The sequence below is a fragment of the Butyrivibrio sp. AC2005 genome (assembly GCF_000424145.1).
GTDB lineage: Bacteria > Bacillota > Clostridia > Lachnospirales > Lachnospiraceae > Butyrivibrio.
The window spans coordinates 146,083-162,296 of sequence record NZ_KE384138.1 but is presented as its reverse complement, the minus strand read 5'-3'; the positions used below and the strand labels follow the sequence as shown (position 1 = coordinate 162,296).

The window sequence follows — 16,214 nt, the reverse complement described above, 5'->3', positions numbered from 1 at the left end:
TTTTATCCATACTTTTTCTTCATTTTTTTGGCAGTCCACTTCGGTGGGCTGTCATTTTTTTGCTCTTTTTAATTTTGAGTATTGACACAATACTTATTTTTAGTATAATGAGTTTATGAGTTAAGTATGCAGACAATACTTAACGAGACGCAAAGGGGGATGCCTATGGAGAGGAAGAACAAAGACGGACTGACGGAAAAAGAGTTTCTCGAACGTTATAATCCGGGGGATTATAAAAGACCTTCGGTTACAGCAGATATACTGATCCTTGGAATGAATGAAGATTACTCATCATTGAAGCTCCTTTTGATAAAAAGAGGAGACCATCCGTTTCTGGGATGCTGGGCACTTCCCGGGGGATTTATACAGGAGAACGAAACTGCTTATCAGGCAGCCAGCAGAGAACTTGAGGAGGAAACCGGATTAAAGGGACTGTATCTTGACCAGATATACACATTTACAAAGCCGGGACGTGACCCCAGGACATGGGTGATGAGCATTGCGTATCTGGCACTTATTCCGGCGCTTCAGGAGGTCAGAGGACTTGATGATGCGGAGGATGCAGCCTGGTTTGATTTGAGATTCACGGATAATACAATTGAACTTTTGAGTGAAGAGAAGGATGTTCAGATTGTTTACGATCTGAAAAAGGAAGTGTTCAATAATGGTCCTGTAAAATATGAAAATTATACATCGACACTTGTAAGTGATGAAAAACTGGCCTTTGATCATGTAGAGATTCTGATAGAGGCTATGAAAAGATTAAGAGAGCAGATTTATTATAATAATCAGGCATTTTGCCTGGTGGAAAAGACCTTTACTCTCTCAGAACTTCAGAAGGTATATGAAGCGGTTCTGGGAAAGCCACTATATAAAAAGAGCTTCAGGGATATGATAAGCGATAAGGTAACTGAAACCGGAAAAGAGAAGACCTCCGGATTCAGAGGTGGACGCAGAAGTACAGAATATATATATAAAGCTTAGGAGGATTTTTAGGATGAAAAAAGTACTTGTTGTTGTGGACATGCAGAACGATTTTATTACAGGAGCCCTCAGAAATGAGGAAGGAATTGCAATCGTTCCTTACGTAAAGGAAAAGATTGAGAAGGCAAAAGAGGCCGGTGAAACCATCATCTTTACGAGGGATACCCATGGTGATGACTATATGCAGACAGAGGAAGGCAAAAACCTGCCTGTACCTCATTGCATCAAGGGGACAGAAGGCTGGAATATTATCGATGAGCTGAATGCAGATGAGAATGCTTCACTTATTATTGATAAGGAGACCTTTGGTTCGGAAAAGCTTGCTGAATATATGAAGAAAAATGCTGACGAAATTGAAGAGGTTGAATTTGTTGGTGTATGTACTGATATATGTGTTATTTCAAATGTCCTTCTTACAAAGGCTATGATACCCAATAAGAAAATCCATGTTGATGCACGTGGCTGCGCAGGAGTTACTCCCCAGGCCCACAATACAGCACTTGCAGCTATGACAGCCTGCCATATTAAGATAGAGAATTAAGGAAAAGAGCTTTGAAATAAAAAGAAAAACATAATAGGAGATTACAAACATGATATTACCTCAGATTATTAACAGCTTATTAGAGACAGATCTTTACAAATTTTCAATGGGAATGGTTATGTACCACCAGTTCCCGTCATATACAACTACCTGGACCTTCAAGTGCAGAAATAAGGACGTTCATTTTACAAAGGCGATGGTGGAGGAGATAAGAGAGCAGATCAGAGCATACTGCACACTTACCTTCACTGAGGACGAGCTCGGATATCTTAGAGGCATTAAGTGGTTAAAGCCTGACTATATCGCTTTCTTAAGACTTTGGCATCCGAGATTCGAAGATTTTGAGATCACGGAAAATGCTGATTGCGGCCTTTCAATAGAGGCGAGAGGAACCTGGCTCAACTCCTCTATGTATGAGATTCCTACTCTTGCTATTGTTAACGAAGTATATTTCAAGATGGCCTATGACTATGATGAGCTTATGGAATCCTTTAAGGAACGTCTTGAGGAAAAGTGCAAGCGCATTAACAAGAATACTATTTATCTCGGAACCTTTTCAGAGTTTGGTTTAAGACGCAGACTTTCAGCAGAGGCACAGGAGCTTGCTGTTTCAAAGCTTGTAGAAGCATCAAAGCGTTCAAGCTCAAACTTTATCGGAACATCAAATGTTTATCTGGCAAAAAAATTCGGACTTACTCCTGTTGGAACAATGGCTCACGAGTATATAATGTGCGTGGGACAGGGAGATAAGAAGCACAACGCAGCTTATTCCAACTGGTATGCGCTGAATTTCTGGATCAGAGAATACTCTGTTCTTAATGGTATTGCGCTTACTGATACTGTTACAACAGACATTTTCTTAAAGGACTTCCAGCTTACCTTTGCGACAATGTTCAATGGTGTCCGTCATGATTCAGGTGATCCCTACGAATGGGGTGAGAAGATGATAAAGCACTACGAAAGCCTTGGCATTGACCCTAAGACAAAGACACTCCTCTTCTCAGATAGTCTTGATTTTGACAGAGCATCAAATCTTTTCTATCATTTCAATAACAGAATCAAGGTAGCCTTCGGTATCGGAACATACATCAGTAACGATACCAAAGTTCCGGCTCTTAACATTGTAATGAAGACAACAGAGTGTAACGGTCATCCGGTAGCCAAAATCAGTGATACTCCCGGCAAGGGAATGTGCAAGGATGAAGAGTATGTGGAATATCTTCAGAGAACCTTAAAATGGAGACTGGACCACGAATAAAGGAAAGCGAGGAAATAATATGCTTGGATTTAATGTTCAGGAAGTTGTAGAAAAAAATGTTGCCTATTTAAGGAATTTCTTTGATGGCTTTTCAAAGGATTCCATAGCTGTAATAGGTATCTCAGGTGGAAAGGACTCCACCATTGCTGCAGGACTTCTGGTAAAAGCGCTTGGAAAGGAAAGAGTTCTTGGCGTAATGATGCCAAACGGGGTTCAGAGCGATATAGATGATTCACAAAAGGTGTGTGATTTTTTGGACATCAGAAATATGATCATAAATATTGAGAAGATTTTTAATGCTGCAAAAGAGACCTATGAAGCAAATTCAGAGCTTGAGATTACACCGCAGCTCCTTACAAATCTTCCTCCCCGTCTTAGAATGGCAACGCTTTACGCTGTGGCACAGGGGCAGAAGAGCACGGCATTTGTAGTTAATACCTGCAACCGCTCTGAGGATTATGTAGGGTATTCAACAAAATACGGCGATGCAGCAGGAGATATTTCCGTGCTTCAGGACTTACTTGTCTGCGAAGTGAAGGAGATTGGTGACTACATTGGAATGCCCACAGAGCTGGTTCATAAGACACCAAGTGATGGCCTTTGTGGAAAAACCGATGAGGATAATCTCGGATTTACCTATGCTCAGCTGGACAGCTATATTAAATGGATTGATGAGGGCAGAAACGGAGAATGCCCTGTTGATGAGAAGCTTGCTGCAACGATTGACAGAAAGCATGCAGCCAATCTGCACAAGCTGAAGACAATTCCTTCATTTGCAAGATGAAATAATTCCAAAGAAAATCGCCCATGACCTTCATAATCATGGACGATTTTTATTTAATCCGGATCTATAGCAGAGACAGAACCGGAGGAGGTGGTATCATCCCCGACTTCTTTCATGACATCTTCAAGATAATCGCCATAGTCTTCCGAATCACTCAAATCACCCAGATCTCCGAATTCATCGTCACCGCCGCTTTCACTACTGTAGGGTTTGCCATCCTTTACACCCATGTTTACGGTAAGGCCAAAGTCATAATAGTAGCCCGTGTAATCGTAATCGGTAGGCTCCATGGTCTTTATTTTTTCCGCGAGTGCCTTTGCAGCCTTGACTGAATTTTCATCGAGACTATCGCCGCCGATTGCAGGACCTGAGGGGCCGCAGTATGCGTAGATAAATGATTCATTACCATCTTTATCAGTTGCGACAACATAGTAGTCGTACATATTCTCCAGGTCTTCGGTTTCATAATCCGCTTCGCCAAAGAGAGTCTTAAGCTGTCCATAGGTAAGAGCATAAAGATCACTGCTGAGCATATTTTCATTTATGTGACAGATCTGTCCGCCCATGAATTTACCTGCATCAGCTTCTTCTTCTGTTCCGCGCCTGAATTCATAATCGAGGTAGGATTCGTCTGCTGTGAGTTTTGTCAGAAATGACGGCTTGGCACAGCCTGATAAGCATGCTACGGATAAGAATACCGCAGCTGGTAAAAATACATTCTTCTTCATAATATAGTTCCCCTGACTTTTTTCATATTTTTATTAAAAGATAATAGCATAAGAATGGGATAAAGTCATTGAAACAGGTTTGAGTTATAAGTTATTCCATCTTTTTTTAGGAAAAATTTATGTGCGATATCGTCAAGTCAAAATTATAATTATTCTTGAAGGAACTATTATATCTTATGAGTGAAACAGGATTTTAGTGCCTGATCGTTTGGGAGAGCTATAATCATGATGACATTAAAGGAATACGCCGATAGCAGGTCAATCAGTTATGAGACTGTAAGGGCGCAGGCAAAAAAATATGAAAAAGAATTGGAAGGTCATGTAGAAATAAAAGATCATCACAGAGTTATTGACGACTACGCATGTGATTTTTTTGATAAGCACAGATTAAAAAAGATTATAGTTATGCAATCTGACAACGATGGTCTAAAGCATGAACTTGAACGTGTCCAGGAGGAAAATGAAGAGCTTAAGGATGCAGTCATACTATTACAGAAACAGCTTCAGGACCTGACCAGGCAGAATGCATCTCTTCAGGAGAATCTGGCTAGAACGGATACACTACTTTTACTTGCGGATAAGGAACACGAGCAGTTTGAGAGAGTTCAGGCTGAGATCAGACAGTCCCACGATGCACTGATAGAATCACAGAAGGATTTGATTGAGGCAAACGAGGAACTGGCAAGATACCATAGAACCTTCTTTGGTTTTTATGTGAGAGAATTATAGCGAACGAAATTGATAGTTAAGGGGCATTTACTCTGAGAATAGGGTAAAAGCCCTTTTTATAAAACAATGAGGTAAAAAAATGAGGGAATCCTGGAAAAAATCACTTAAGTTTGCAATACCGTTGTTTGTCGGGCTAACTCTGACAGTAATTGCATATTTTATTTTGCTAAGGTTTGATGGAATTACAGGAGCCTTTTCAAAATTGATTTCCACTTTGAAAGCCTTTATCTATGGTGGTGTAATGGCCTATTTACTTAAAACACCATACAACTGGATTGAAGGAAAAATGAAAAAACTACTTAAGGGTAAGAAGGAGAGCCTGGCAGGAGGGCTTTCTGTTGTACTTGTTTTGATTATCGCCATATTAGTAATAATGATTTTGTTGGATATGGTAATTCCTGCTCTTGTAAACAGCATTGCTTCAATAATAAATGAAATCCCTGCTGCAACGGCAAAACTGGAGAAGACTGTTAGAAAGTTTGCTGCTGACAATGCGGTTATTGGCAATTATATCTATCAGGGAATAGATGCATTAAAGAATACAGGCGTTGAATGGCTGACGGATAAGGTGCTTCCGGAGCTTGGCGGACTTATGGGAGGCGTAGCAGGTGCTTTTAGCTCAGTTTTCAGTGTGTTCTATAATATTTTCCTGGGAGTGATCATCTGCATTTATCTTCTGTTAGGTAAGACTACCTTTGCAAGACAGGGAAAGATGATCATATACTCTATTTTTAAAAGAAAAACAGCAGAGAAGGTATTGGATGAAATCTGTTTTATAGACAAGACTTTCGTAGGCTTCTTTGGTGGTAAGATTTTAGACAGTGCAGTTGTCGGGCTTATATGCTATGTTTTCTGTCTTATTCTTCAGCTTACCCTGGGAATGAAAAATGCAGTCCTGATAGCTGTTCTTATCGGCGTAACGAACATAATTCCTTTCTTTGGCCCTTTTATCGGAGCGATACCCTCGGCTCTTATTATTTTGATGGATTCCCCCTTGTGCTGTCTGATATTTATTATATTTGTGGTAGTACTTCAGACAGTTGACGGCAATGTTTTAGGTCCGATGCTCCTTTCGGGTAGCGTAGGATTATCCGGGTTCTGGGTACTTTTTGCAATCACGCTCTTTGGAGGCCTGATGGGAATTGTGGGAATTCTTGTAGGTGTTCCCGTATTTGCTGTTATATATGATCTTATCAGACGTTTGGTTTATTATATGCTGGAAAAACATGAGATTACCGAATACCTTCCTCAAAAGCAGGAAGTAAAGGAAGATGAACCGGAAGCAAAAAAATAGGGAAGATCACATAGGTATCCCATTATTTTTCCGTATGTAGTACAATTAAGAACGATAATACATATTAAGGAGAAAAACTATAAGTATGAAAATAGTTTACATGGGTACTCCGGATTTTTCCGTACCACCGCTTGAAAAGATGATAGAAGCAGGTCATGAGATTGTGGCAGTTGTGACTCAGCCTGATAAACCAAAAGGGAGGAGCAATCAGCCTGTTCCGTCACCTGTTAAAGAATGTGCATTAAAGCATGGACTAAAGATCATGCAGCCTAAGAAGATAAGAGAGGCAGAGGTTGTTGAGGAGCTTAAGGCTCTAAATGCAGATATATTTGTTGTGGCAGCATTCGGACAGATACTCTCACAGGAAGTGCTTGATATACCAAGGTTCGGCTGTGTTAATATTCATGCTTCACTTTTACCCAGGTACAGAGGAGCGGCACCTATTCAGATGTGCATCCTTAATGGGGACAAGACTACAGGCGTAACCATAATGCAGATGAATGCCGGAATGGACACAGGTGACATCCTTATAACTAAGGAAATTCCCATAGAGGATGACGATACCGCGGGAACTCTTTTTGATAAGCTTATGTATCTGGGAGCAGACCTCATAGTAGAGGCACTTCCTAGGATTGAAAATAGCGAACTTACACCAATTCCTCAGAACGATGCTGAGGCTACAAAGTGTGGCAAGATCAGCAAGGATATGGGACAGATTAACTGGAATGATTCCGCTGAGAAGATTTCATTCCTTGTAAGAGGCATGAATCCCTGGCCAAGTGCATACACCAGACTTAACGGCAAAATGCTGAAAATCTGGACCGCAAAAGTTCTAAAGAAAAACGCGGATGGAACTCCGGGATCAATAGCCACTGTGAATAAAGATACTTTCACGGTCAACACCGGTAACGGCCAGCTCGAAATCCTTGAACTTCAGCTTGAAGGCAAGAAACGCATGTATGTGAAGGATTTTCTTTTGGGCTATACCTTGAATGTGGGAGATATCCTTGAATGATATCCTAATCCACTATGTTAAACAGGATACAAATACTAAATGGAACTACTGAAATTAAAGCTTTGAATGAGAGCACAGGGGGTGATCCGGCTTTGTGAAGTAATATATATAATACTTTGCGAGATTTAAACCACGGAGATAAGACCTGTAAATCGTGAGAGCCTCTGCTCGAAACGATTTATGCTTAGGGCTTATCGGAGTGCTTGGTTTAATACGAGCAAATATTATATATATTATGAAAAAAAGACGGAGCAGACATTGTGCTCGGACTAAAATATTAGGAGGAGACAATAATGTACAGATATGGATATGGGGGAATGATGTTTGACTACACGTATGTACTGGTTTTGATTGGTGCAGTTCTTTGCATGCTTGCCAGTGCAATGGTGAGGTCAACCTACAGCAAATATGCAAGAGTAAGAAGCATGTCAGGTATGACAGGAGCACAGGTTGCTACTGAAATACTTAGAAGAAACGGAATAAATGACGTAGCAGTGGTTCATGTGCCGGGAGACCTTTCAGATCACTTTGACCCAAGGAACAACACAGTAAATCTCTCAGACAGTACCTATGGCTCAACAAGTGTTGCTGCGATTGGAGTTGCAGCTCATGAGTGCGGCCATGTAATGCAGCACCATACAGGCTATGTCCCGATTAAAATCAGATCTGCGCTTGTACCTGCAGCTAATATCGGATCCAAGATTGGGCTTCCGATAATAATTCTTGGACTTATCATCGGAATGACACCCCTTGCAAAGATTGGTATCTGGGTGTTTTCCATTGCTGTGGCATTTCAGCTTGTGACGCTTCCTGTGGAGTTTGATGCTTCACACAGAGCGCTTGTAATGCTGGAAGAGTATGGGATTCTCGCTCATGATGAGAATGCTCAGGCAAGAAAAGTACTTACTGCGGCTGCTCTTACTTATGTGGCAGCAGCTGCTTCATCTATTTTACAGCTTCTTCGTCTTGTTTTAATTGTAAACGGCAATAGAAGCAATAGGAGGTAAGATGGCTGGGGAAATCAATGAAAGGCGTATAGCTTATGATATTCTGGCTGAGATGGGAAAAAGTGACTCCTATCACAAGTCGGTGATTAAGCTTGCGCTAAATAAGTATGATTATCTCGAAGCAAAGCAGAAATCGTTCATAAAATATCTGGCGGGAGGCGTCATTGAGCGTCAGATAACACTTGACTATGTCATCAGCCAGTTTTCAAAGACTCCGATTAAAAAGATGGCAAAACCCATATTATATATTCTGAGAATGGGCGTTTACCAGATACTGTACATGGATTCCGTGCCGGATTCGGCAGCGGTAAATGAAGCTGTTAAACTGACTCAGAAGCTACATTTTATTGGCCTTAAGGGTTTTGTTAATGCGGTTTTGAGAAATGTTTCAAGAAAAAAAGATGAGATAGCATGGCCTGATCCCGGCGAATCAGTAGAATCGAGAATCAAATATCTTTCCGTCAAATATTCACAGCCTGAGTGGATCGCAAAGCTGTTCCTTGATGAATTCGGTTTCAAAAAAACTACCGAAATCTTTGCTTTTTTCTTAAAGACAAGACCGATAACAGTGCGATTCAGCAGTAGGTTTACTGCGGATGAGCTTAGGCCTATACTTGCAAAAATGAAAAATGCAAATAATGGTCATATAGAAATGAGACCCAGTTCGCTGCTTCAATATGCGATGGATTTGTATCATACCGACAACATCAGATACCTTCCGGGATTTGAGGAAGGCGCTTTCATGGTTCAGGATATAAGCTCTATGCTTGTCACTGAGATTGCCGCTCTTCGTAAGGGGGATACGGTAATAGATGTATGTGCCGCTCCGGGAGGAAAAAGCCTTCATGCTGCTGATGTATTGAAGGATACAGGCAAAGTAATATCAAGGGATATATCTGAAAATAAGTGCATTTTAATACGTGAAAACGTAGAAAGAATGGGTTATAAAAATGTAGTGGTTGAGGATTATGATGCTGAGAAGCATGACAAGTCACTTGAGGGCAAGGCTGATGTGCTATACTGTGATCTTCCCTGCTCCGGGCTTGGTGTAATCGGAAGAAAACCTGATATCAAGATGAACACGGACATGACTGCTGTGCTTGAGCTTCAGAAGACTCAGAGAAACATATTAAGCAGTGTCTGGAATTACGTAAAACCCGGTGGAACACTCATCTACAGCACCTGTACACTCACAACACAGGAAAATGAGGATAATTATAGGTGGATACTTGAGAACCTTCCATTTTTCGCAGTAGATATTGAGGACAGACTTCCGGGTAAAATGAAGGAAATCCAGACAGCAGGAGCCGGTTATGTTCGTATTATTCCCGGAGAATACGGGACGGACGGCTTTTTCATAGCAAAGTTTAAACGAAAAGTACTGTAGGAAAAAACGGATGACAGATATTAAATCACTTACAAAAGAAGAATTAACAGAACTGATAAAAGATATGGGGGAGCCCGGCTTTAGAGCCGGGCAGCTTTATGATTGGATGCATAAAAAGCAGGCACGAAGCTTTGATGAGATGACAAACCTCTCTAAAAATCTCAGGGAAAAACTGGGATCAGAGTGTGACTACGTGTCTCTTAAAATCGTAAGAGTTCAGGAATCAAAGCTGGACGGGACAAGGAAATATCTCTTTGAGCTCGCCGATGGAAACCTCATTGAGAGTGTTTTCATGAAATATCGTTTCGGTAACAGCGTGTGCGTATCCTCTCAGGTCGGGTGCCGCATGGGATGCAGATTCTGTGCATCGACCATCGACGGAGTGGAGAGAAATCTTGAGCCCTCGGAGATTCTGGATCAGATATACGCCATAACCCGCGACACCGGAGAGAAGATATCGAGAGTTGTAGTAATGGGTAGCGGAGAGCCGCTGGACAACTATGACAACATCCTTAAGTTTGTAAAGCTTCTCACAGATGAAAACGGCCTAAATCTCGGACAGAGAAATCTTACGATATCAACCTGCGGAATAGTGCCGAACATGAAGCGCCTCGCAGATGAAAAGCTTCAGATAAACCTGGCAATATCATTGCATGCTTCCAATCAGGAGAAGAGGCAGGAGCTTATGCCCATTGCCAACAAGTATTCTATTGAAGAACTCCTTGATGCCTGCAGATATTATTTTGATAAGACAGGAAGACAGCTTACCTTCGAGTATTCCCTTGTGGGCGGCGTTAACGACACGGATGAGGACGCAGATGAGCTGGCAGATATTCTCGGAAGCCTTAACTGCGTTGTAAACCTTATACCTGTTAATCCGATTAAGGAGAGGGATTTTGTTGAGAGTACCTCTGAGAGAGTACAGGCTTTCAAGAAAAAACTTGAGAAGCGTCACATCAATGCAACTGTCCGAAGAGAAATGGGCCGTGATATAGACGGTGCCTGCGGCCAGCTCCGCAGAAGGCATATTTCTGAGGGGGAAAATACCTAAATGAAATTTAAGTAATTGATTTTGAGATATCTGCCTGATATACTAATTTAGTTAAAAACACTTAAAGTATTTTCGATGATTCATTATCACCACGAATCATCAAGAGGAGAGTTTACAATGGGAATTAGTATTATCACAGATTCAGCAAGCGATATACCGCAGGAAACTGCCAAAAAATGGGGGATTAAGGTTATACCTTTGAAGGTCAGATTCGGCGAGGAAGAATTTCTTGACGGAGTTACCCTCCCCTATACAGTTTTTTATGAAAAACTGGTAGAGAGTGACACACTGCCCAAAACAAGTCAGATTCCACCTTTTGAATACGAAGAGATATTCCGTAACGAAGTGGATGCCGGAAATGATGTAATTTACATAAGCCTTTCCTACGGAGTTTCAGGCTGTTACCAGAGCGCCTACCTTGCTGCGGAAGAAATCGGGGACAGGGTTCATGTGATAGACTCGATGCAGTTTTGTATTTCACAGTATATAATAGTAGCCAGGGCGGTCGAGCTTAGAGATGAAGGAAAAAGTGCTGACCAGATAGTTTCCATAATAGAGCAGGAAAAGAAGAGTGCAAGAGTTATATCGGTTTTCGATACTCTTGAATACTTAAAGCTTGGCGGCAGAATATCCGCAGCAGCAGCCCTTGCAGGTGGTGTTCTTTCAATCAAGCCCGTAATTACCATTGAAAACGGAGTGGTTGCAGTTGTCGGAAAAGCCAGAGGCTCAAAGAACGGCAACAATCTTCTTATTCAATATATTGAGAAGAATGGCGGAATTGATTTTGACAGACCGATATGTCTTGCATATTCCGGACTATCGGATATAATGCTAAAGAAATACTTAGAAGATAGCAAACACCTTTATGAAGGAAATTATAAAGGTGAATTAAGCGAAATACCCGTTGCTCATGTGGGGGCAACCATCGGAACCTATGCAGGCCCCGGGGCAATCGCATGCGCATATTTTCAGAAAACTTAATAATCAAAAGGAGAGAGGAAAAACATGAAACAGGCATTTGACAATGACAAATATCTTCAGATGCAGTCTGAGCGTATCCGCGAGAGGATTGGACAATTCGGCGGTAAGCTGTATATGGAATTTGGAGGAAAGCTTTTCGATGATTACCATGCATCAAGAGTTTTGCCGGGATTTCAGCCGGATTCCAAAATCCGCATGCTCACTCAGCTAAAGGAAGATGTTGAGATTGTTATAGTCATCAACTCAGGAGATATTGAGAAGAATAAGGTAAGAGGCGACCTTGGAATCACTTACGATATGGACGTTCTTCGCCTTATTGATGCCTTTCATGGTTACGGACTTTATGTTGGCTCTGTAGTTCTTACACGCTATGACGGAACAGAGCAGGTTGTAGCTTACCAGAAAAAGCTTGAGGCACTGGGCCTTAAAGTCTACAGACATTACTCAATTCCCGGATATCCTTCAAATATTCCGCTTATCATCAGTGAAGAGGGCTATGGTAAAAATGAGTACATCGAGACAAAGCATTCACTCGTTGTTGTAACTGCGCCCGGTCCCGGAAGCGGGAAAATGGCTGTCTGCCTCTCTCAGCTTTATCATGAAAACAGACATGGCGTTAAGGCCGGATATGCAAAATTCGAGACCTTCCCGATCTGGAATATTCCGCTTCAGCACCCGGTTAATCTTGCTTATGAGGCTGCAACGGTTGATCTTGCTGATATGAATATGATCGATCCCTATCACCTTGAAGCTTATGGTGAGACTACGGTTAACTACAACAGGGATGTGGCTGTTTTCCCTGTGCTTAATACAATGTTCAAGACAATTTACGGGAATTCACCTTACAAGTCACCCACAGACATGGGTGTAAATATGGCAGGTAACTGCATCATTGATGATGAGGCAGCTCAGGCAGCAGGCAGACAGGAGATCATCAGACGTTATTACAAGGAACTCTGCGAGGTTAGAAAGGGAGAGAGCTCTCAGGACAGAGTTGATACTCTCGAGATCCTTATGCAGAAGGCAGGCTGCAGCATTCAGGACAGACCTGCAGTTGCGGCAGCTAATCTTAAGGCAGAGCTTACAGGTGCTCCTGCGGCAGCGATTGAGCTTCCGGATGGACAGGTTGTTACAGGAAAAACCAGTGCCCTTATGGGCGCTACCAGCGCTATGCTTATGAATGCACTTAAGACAATGGCAGGTGTTCCGGACGAAATAGACCTTATTTCGCCTTCTATTATTGAACCTATACAAAACCTTAAGGTTCAGCAGCTTGGTGGTCACAATCCTCACCTTCACGTAGGCGAGATTCTCATTGCTCTTACTATCTGCGCTGCCACAGATGAGCATGCAAAGGCAGCACTTGAGCAGGTTGACAAGCTTCGCGGACTTGAGGTTCACTCAACGGTTATCCTTTCCCCCGTTGATGAGTCCACTTTCCACAAGCTTGGTGTAAACCTCACCTGTGAGCCCAAGTACCAGACCAAGAAGCTGTTCCATGGTTGATATTATTTTATATATTTTAACGAAATAACATTCGATTTTAACTGATTATTTATGGAATTATTAGAATTGATTTTTCTACCGCGTGCTATAATAACACTATGGAACCAATCATTTCAGCTATATATGTTGGAGGTTCATCATGAATCAGAGCTTATATGATGCTGTATTTTGCGTAGATGTAGGCGGACAGAAGGTAGATCCTTTTGGAGCAGCAACAGTTGATTTCGGAAAAGTTATTAGTGATATGAAGCTTGGAGGCTATGAGATAACCTCCCTCCATGTTGCAGAATTCATGGTTCTTCATTTTCTGGACGACCTTAGGAAAGTAAAGAATCAGATAATCACTGATACTATGGATCTTCCTAACCGCGAAGAGGTTTGCAGAGAAAAGTACGGTATGTCCTTCAAGGATATACATGCTCTTGAGCCAACAAAGGATTTTGAGTTTGACTTAAAGAGCGGACAGGTTATCCTGTTTCTTAGCCATGATGCACAGTACATGGAAGATGCCTATATGCAGGTATTTGGGCAGGAACTGAGCCAGTTCTGCCAGCAAACGGGATTTATTTACACGAAGCTCGGCGAGGCGATTTGAATGTCTTGCTTATGCAATTTTATTCCTCCTTTCCTTTCTAAATATTGTCATGAAGACGGCCTGACGAGAGTATACCTCCGCCGGGTCTTCTTTTTGCGTCTTTACTTAATCCATTAAGTTTTCTTAAGAATTTCTTAAATATGGCCCCTCCTTATTACATTTTGCTTTAGAATTTGCTACGATGTTTTTAGTGTCGCCCTTGTTTGTCGTTTTTGCAATTTAGGAGGAAAAAATATGCTGAATAGAGGAGATTGTGTTGTTTACGGTAATCATGGTCTTTGTGAGGTGAAGGACATTCTTGTTCCGTCTTTTCTTGAGAGAGGCAACGAAACGCTCTACTATAGCATGGTTTCCAGCATAGACAGCAAGGGGGTTCTCTATGTTCCGGTTGACGGAGCAGAGGAGAAGATGCGTGATGCTATTGATGCCGATGAGGCTGAGGAGCTCATTGGTGAGATCGACGAGCTCGAGGTCTATGATATTCCCCAGGGAAAGAAGGCAGAGGCTGTTATCGTTGAAGTTATTAAGAGAAATAAGGCTCCTGAGATGATGTGCCTTGTTAAGTCTCTTCGTAAGATCAAGGCTACAAGAGCAGCTGAAGGTAAGAAGTTCGCATCTATGGATGAGAAGTACCTTGGCATCGCTGAGAAGCTTCTTTATTCTGAGATGGCTTACTCGATGGAGTCCAAGCTTGACGCTGTTAAGGAGCGTGTTACAAGCGAGCTTTCACAGCTTACACTTGCCTAATATATTATGATATAGGTGTCAAAAGTCAAAAATGCGTACATGCTTGCATGTTAAGCATTTTGACTTTATGACCCGAACAAATATGAGGAATTAGCAATTTACGCAGTAAATTAGCGGTTTCCGAATATTTGTAGAATTGCAAGAGTTTCGAAGAAACGGAGCAATTCGTATATCATATTATTTGCTTATTAAAAATTTAATCCTAAATACAAAAAGCAGGTACCGCAACTTATCATAGTAGTTGCGGTACCTTTTTATATGCTTATAAGGTGTGCGAAGTTTTTGTTTTTTAAATTAAATTTTATACGATTTTTAGAAACTGTGTTTTCTCCATATGCTATAGTATTGGAAGCTGATGACATTCATTTTCTTAAGGAGGGAAAATATGAAGATTACTACTTTTGATCCTATAATCATATCACCCAAGGCAGATGAAGCTATCAAGGTTTTTGAAGAATTAGGATTTGAAAAGACACATGCTCCGGTAACAGATACAGGCAAATCGATGGTACAGTCTGTACGCATGAAGGACGTAAACGGTTTTCATATTGATATATCAGATGCAGATACTATACCGCAGGATAAAATTTATATCAGAATGAATGTTGATGATTTTGATGAAGCATATGACATTCTGAAAAAACATGGATTTACAAATAAAAGAGGAGATGACACTCTTGATACTAACCATGCAAAAGAAGCTACAATGGTTTCTCCTTCAGGCTTTACAATCGCACTTATTCAGCATGTTCAGTGAACCTGGCATCTCCTGGGCGCAAGGGTTCTTACGGTAGATAACTTTTTATTTTCCGCGGAATTCTATCGGGGTGACGCCAAAGCTCTTTTTGAAGAGCCTCGTGAAGTAGGAGTAATTGTCATATCCGACATACTGGGCGATATCGTGAATGGGATAATCAGACTCAGTTAAAAGCTCCTTTGCCAGAGACAGGCGCTTTTCAATCACATAGTTTTTGTAGCTCATGCCGGTTTCTTTTTTGAAAATTCTGGTTATGTAATCAGGATCAAAAAAGAACATAACAGAGAGCTGCTCGCGGCTTATATCCTCACGGAAATGGTCATCTACGTATTTTAGAAGAGCTTTTATATTGTTTTCATTTTCAGCGGAATCCGTAATGATTTCAGGGAGAGGTTCACCTTTACCTGCAGAGCTGTCAAGTAAATCCTGAGTCTCCTTTAGAGTCTCAGCTTCCTTTATGGCTTTCCTGATAATCCTGGTAAGCTCAACGTAATCAATGGGCTTTAGAAAATAGTGAAAACTCTTAAGCTCTATGGCCTTTTGGGCATAGGAAAAATCCGCATAATTTGTAAGAAAAATGGTGGGTACCTGATTTCCCTGCTCTCGGAGATAATTAAGCAGATCAAGACCTGATCCGTGTGGCATATCAATGTCACTAAGGAGCAGGTCTATTTTGTTATTTTCCATAATCTCTTTTGCAGAGTTTATGTTACTGGCAGTAAAAACCTCAGTTATCCCGAGGCTGTCCCAGGCTATTCCTTTTTGCAGGGCCGCAATTACAAAGCGGTCATCATCAACCAGTAGAACTTGCATTTTGTATTCCTCTTTTTGGGGTAGCTGTTTTTAATTA

General features: G+C 41.4%; 17 protein-coding genes. 15 read left to right on the top strand and 2 right to left on the bottom strand.

Going from position 1 to position 16,214, the window contains the following annotated elements; genetic code table 11:
- The first annotated feature begins 165 nt into the window (after positions 1-165).
- From G602_RS27780 to nadE, 4 genes are read left to right on the top strand one after another with little or no spacing between them, the layout of a single operon-like run.
- The gene (locus G602_RS27780; RefSeq protein WP_044933046.1) at positions 166-984 is read left to right on the top strand and encodes an NUDIX hydrolase; all 819 of its coding nucleotides are present in this window, start codon (positions 166-168) and stop codon (positions 982-984) included.
- Between the two features lie 13 nt (positions 985-997).
- Positions 998-1,525, top strand: coding sequence for a cysteine hydrolase family protein (locus G602_RS0120780; protein WP_026660747.1), 528 nt, complete (start codon positions 998-1,000; stop codon positions 1,523-1,525).
- A gap of 49 nt (positions 1,526-1,574) precedes the next feature.
- Positions 1,575-2,783, top strand: coding sequence for a nicotinate phosphoribosyltransferase (gene pncB / locus G602_RS0120775; protein WP_026660746.1), 1,209 nt, complete (start codon positions 1,575-1,577; stop codon positions 2,781-2,783).
- A 19-nt stretch (positions 2,784-2,802) separates the two neighbouring features.
- Complete coding sequence (nadE, locus tag G602_RS0120770; protein ID WP_026660745.1) at positions 2,803-3,567, top strand: NAD(+) synthase; 765 nt, start codon at positions 2,803-2,805, stop codon at positions 3,565-3,567.
- Between the two features lie 53 nt (positions 3,568-3,620).
- Here nadE and G602_RS0120765 read toward each other — a convergent pair whose 3' ends face one another.
- Entirely contained in the window at positions 3,621-4,295 is a 675-nt protein-coding gene (locus G602_RS0120765) for a hypothetical protein (RefSeq protein ID WP_026660743.1), read from the bottom strand.
- A gap of 225 nt (positions 4,296-4,520) precedes the next feature.
- Here G602_RS0120765 and G602_RS0120760 point away from each other — a divergent pair, with 225 nt between their 5' ends.
- The 11 genes from G602_RS0120760 (at position 4,521) to G602_RS0120710 (ending at position 15,364) form a co-directional block, all read left to right on the top strand.
- Positions 4,521-5,024 (top strand): hypothetical protein, encoded by a 504-nt coding sequence (locus G602_RS0120760; RefSeq protein WP_026660742.1) that lies wholly within the window; start codon positions 4,521-4,523, stop codon positions 5,022-5,024.
- Between the two features lie 79 nt (positions 5,025-5,103).
- Complete coding sequence (locus G602_RS27775; protein ID WP_044933044.1) at positions 5,104-6,318, top strand: AI-2E family transporter; 1,215 nt, start codon at positions 5,104-5,106, stop codon at positions 6,316-6,318.
- An 85-nt stretch (positions 6,319-6,403) separates the two neighbouring features.
- Complete coding sequence (fmt, locus tag G602_RS0120750) at positions 6,404-7,333, top strand: methionyl-tRNA formyltransferase (protein WP_026660741.1); 930 nt, start codon at positions 6,404-6,406, stop codon at positions 7,331-7,333.
- A 293-nt stretch (positions 7,334-7,626) separates the two neighbouring features.
- Entirely contained in the window at positions 7,627-8,340 is a 714-nt protein-coding gene (locus tag G602_RS0120745) for a zinc metallopeptidase (RefSeq protein WP_026660740.1), read from the top strand.
- Between the two features lies 1 nt (position 8,341).
- On the top strand, positions 8,342-9,727 hold the full coding sequence (gene rsmB / locus G602_RS0120740) for a 16S rRNA (cytosine(967)-C(5))-methyltransferase RsmB (protein ID WP_026660739.1): 1,386 nt from the start codon (positions 8,342-8,344) through the stop codon (positions 9,725-9,727).
- Positions 9,728-9,737: 10 nt separating this feature from the next.
- Positions 9,738-10,778 carry a 23S rRNA (adenine(2503)-C(2))-methyltransferase RlmN gene (rlmN, locus tag G602_RS0120735; RefSeq protein WP_026660738.1) on the top strand — a complete coding sequence of 347 codons (1,041 nt, stop codon included), beginning with the start codon at positions 9,738-9,740 and terminating at the stop codon, positions 10,776-10,778.
- 117 nt (positions 10,779-10,895) lie between these two features.
- Positions 10,896-11,759, top strand: a complete 864-nt coding sequence (locus tag G602_RS0120730; protein WP_026660737.1) for a DegV family protein — start codon at positions 10,896-10,898, stop codon at positions 11,757-11,759.
- Between the two features lie 24 nt (positions 11,760-11,783).
- A complete protein-coding gene (locus tag G602_RS0120725; protein ID WP_026660736.1) occupies positions 11,784-13,265 on the top strand; it encodes a DUF1846 domain-containing protein in 1,482 nt (493 codons plus the stop codon).
- Between the two features lie 139 nt (positions 13,266-13,404).
- Positions 13,405-13,860 carry a hypothetical protein gene (locus G602_RS0120720; RefSeq protein WP_026660734.1) on the top strand — a complete coding sequence of 152 codons (456 nt, stop codon included), beginning with the start codon at positions 13,405-13,407 and terminating at the stop codon, positions 13,858-13,860.
- A gap of 234 nt (positions 13,861-14,094) precedes the next feature.
- A complete protein-coding gene (locus tag G602_RS0120715) occupies positions 14,095-14,607 on the top strand; it encodes a CarD family transcriptional regulator (protein WP_026660733.1) in 513 nt (170 codons plus the stop codon).
- A 385-nt stretch (positions 14,608-14,992) separates the two neighbouring features.
- Complete coding sequence (locus G602_RS0120710) at positions 14,993-15,364, top strand: hypothetical protein (RefSeq protein WP_026660732.1); 372 nt, start codon at positions 14,993-14,995, stop codon at positions 15,362-15,364.
- 45 nt (positions 15,365-15,409) lie between these two features.
- Here the strand turns inward: G602_RS0120710 and G602_RS0120705 are convergent, their stop codons facing one another.
- Positions 15,410-16,177, bottom strand: coding sequence for a response regulator transcription factor (locus G602_RS0120705; RefSeq protein ID WP_026660731.1), 768 nt, complete (start codon positions 16,175-16,177; stop codon positions 15,410-15,412).
- Between the last annotated feature and the right edge of the window lie 37 nt (positions 16,178-16,214).

Excerpts from the sequence above, each read along its gene's own strand:
- G602_RS27780 (WP_044933046.1), top strand. The coding sequence starts at position 166 with ATGGAGAGGAAGAACAAAGACGGACTGACGGAAAAAGAGTTTCTCGAA.
- G602_RS0120780 (WP_026660747.1), top strand. The coding sequence starts at position 998 with ATGAAAAAAGTACTTGTTGTTGTGGACATGCAGAACGATTTTATTACA.
- pncB (WP_026660746.1), top strand. The coding sequence starts at position 1,575 with ATGATATTACCTCAGATTATTAACAGCTTATTAGAGACAGATCTTTAC.
- nadE (WP_026660745.1), top strand. The coding sequence starts at position 2,803 with ATGCTTGGATTTAATGTTCAGGAAGTTGTAGAAAAAAATGTTGCCTAT.
- G602_RS0120765 (WP_026660743.1), bottom strand. The coding sequence starts at position 4,295 with ATGAAGAAGAATGTATTTTTACCAGCTGCGGTATTCTTATCCGTAGCA.
- G602_RS0120760 (WP_026660742.1), top strand. The coding sequence starts at position 4,521 with ATGATGACATTAAAGGAATACGCCGATAGCAGGTCAATCAGTTATGAG.
- G602_RS27775 (WP_044933044.1), top strand. The coding sequence starts at position 5,104 with ATGAGGGAATCCTGGAAAAAATCACTTAAGTTTGCAATACCGTTGTTT.
- fmt (WP_026660741.1), top strand. The coding sequence starts at position 6,404 with ATGAAAATAGTTTACATGGGTACTCCGGATTTTTCCGTACCACCGCTT.
- G602_RS0120745 (WP_026660740.1), top strand. The coding sequence starts at position 7,627 with ATGTACAGATATGGATATGGGGGAATGATGTTTGACTACACGTATGTA.
- rsmB (WP_026660739.1), top strand. The coding sequence starts at position 8,342 with ATGGCTGGGGAAATCAATGAAAGGCGTATAGCTTATGATATTCTGGCT.
- rlmN (WP_026660738.1), top strand. The coding sequence starts at position 9,738 with ATGACAGATATTAAATCACTTACAAAAGAAGAATTAACAGAACTGATA.
- G602_RS0120730 (WP_026660737.1), top strand. The coding sequence starts at position 10,896 with ATGGGAATTAGTATTATCACAGATTCAGCAAGCGATATACCGCAGGAA.
- G602_RS0120725 (WP_026660736.1), top strand. The coding sequence starts at position 11,784 with ATGAAACAGGCATTTGACAATGACAAATATCTTCAGATGCAGTCTGAG.
- G602_RS0120720 (WP_026660734.1), top strand. The coding sequence starts at position 13,405 with ATGAATCAGAGCTTATATGATGCTGTATTTTGCGTAGATGTAGGCGGA.
- G602_RS0120715 (WP_026660733.1), top strand. The coding sequence starts at position 14,095 with ATGCTGAATAGAGGAGATTGTGTTGTTTACGGTAATCATGGTCTTTGT.
- G602_RS0120710 (WP_026660732.1), top strand. The coding sequence starts at position 14,993 with ATGAAGATTACTACTTTTGATCCTATAATCATATCACCCAAGGCAGAT.
- G602_RS0120705 (WP_026660731.1), bottom strand. The coding sequence starts at position 16,177 with ATGCAAGTTCTACTGGTTGATGATGACCGCTTTGTAATTGCGGCCCTG.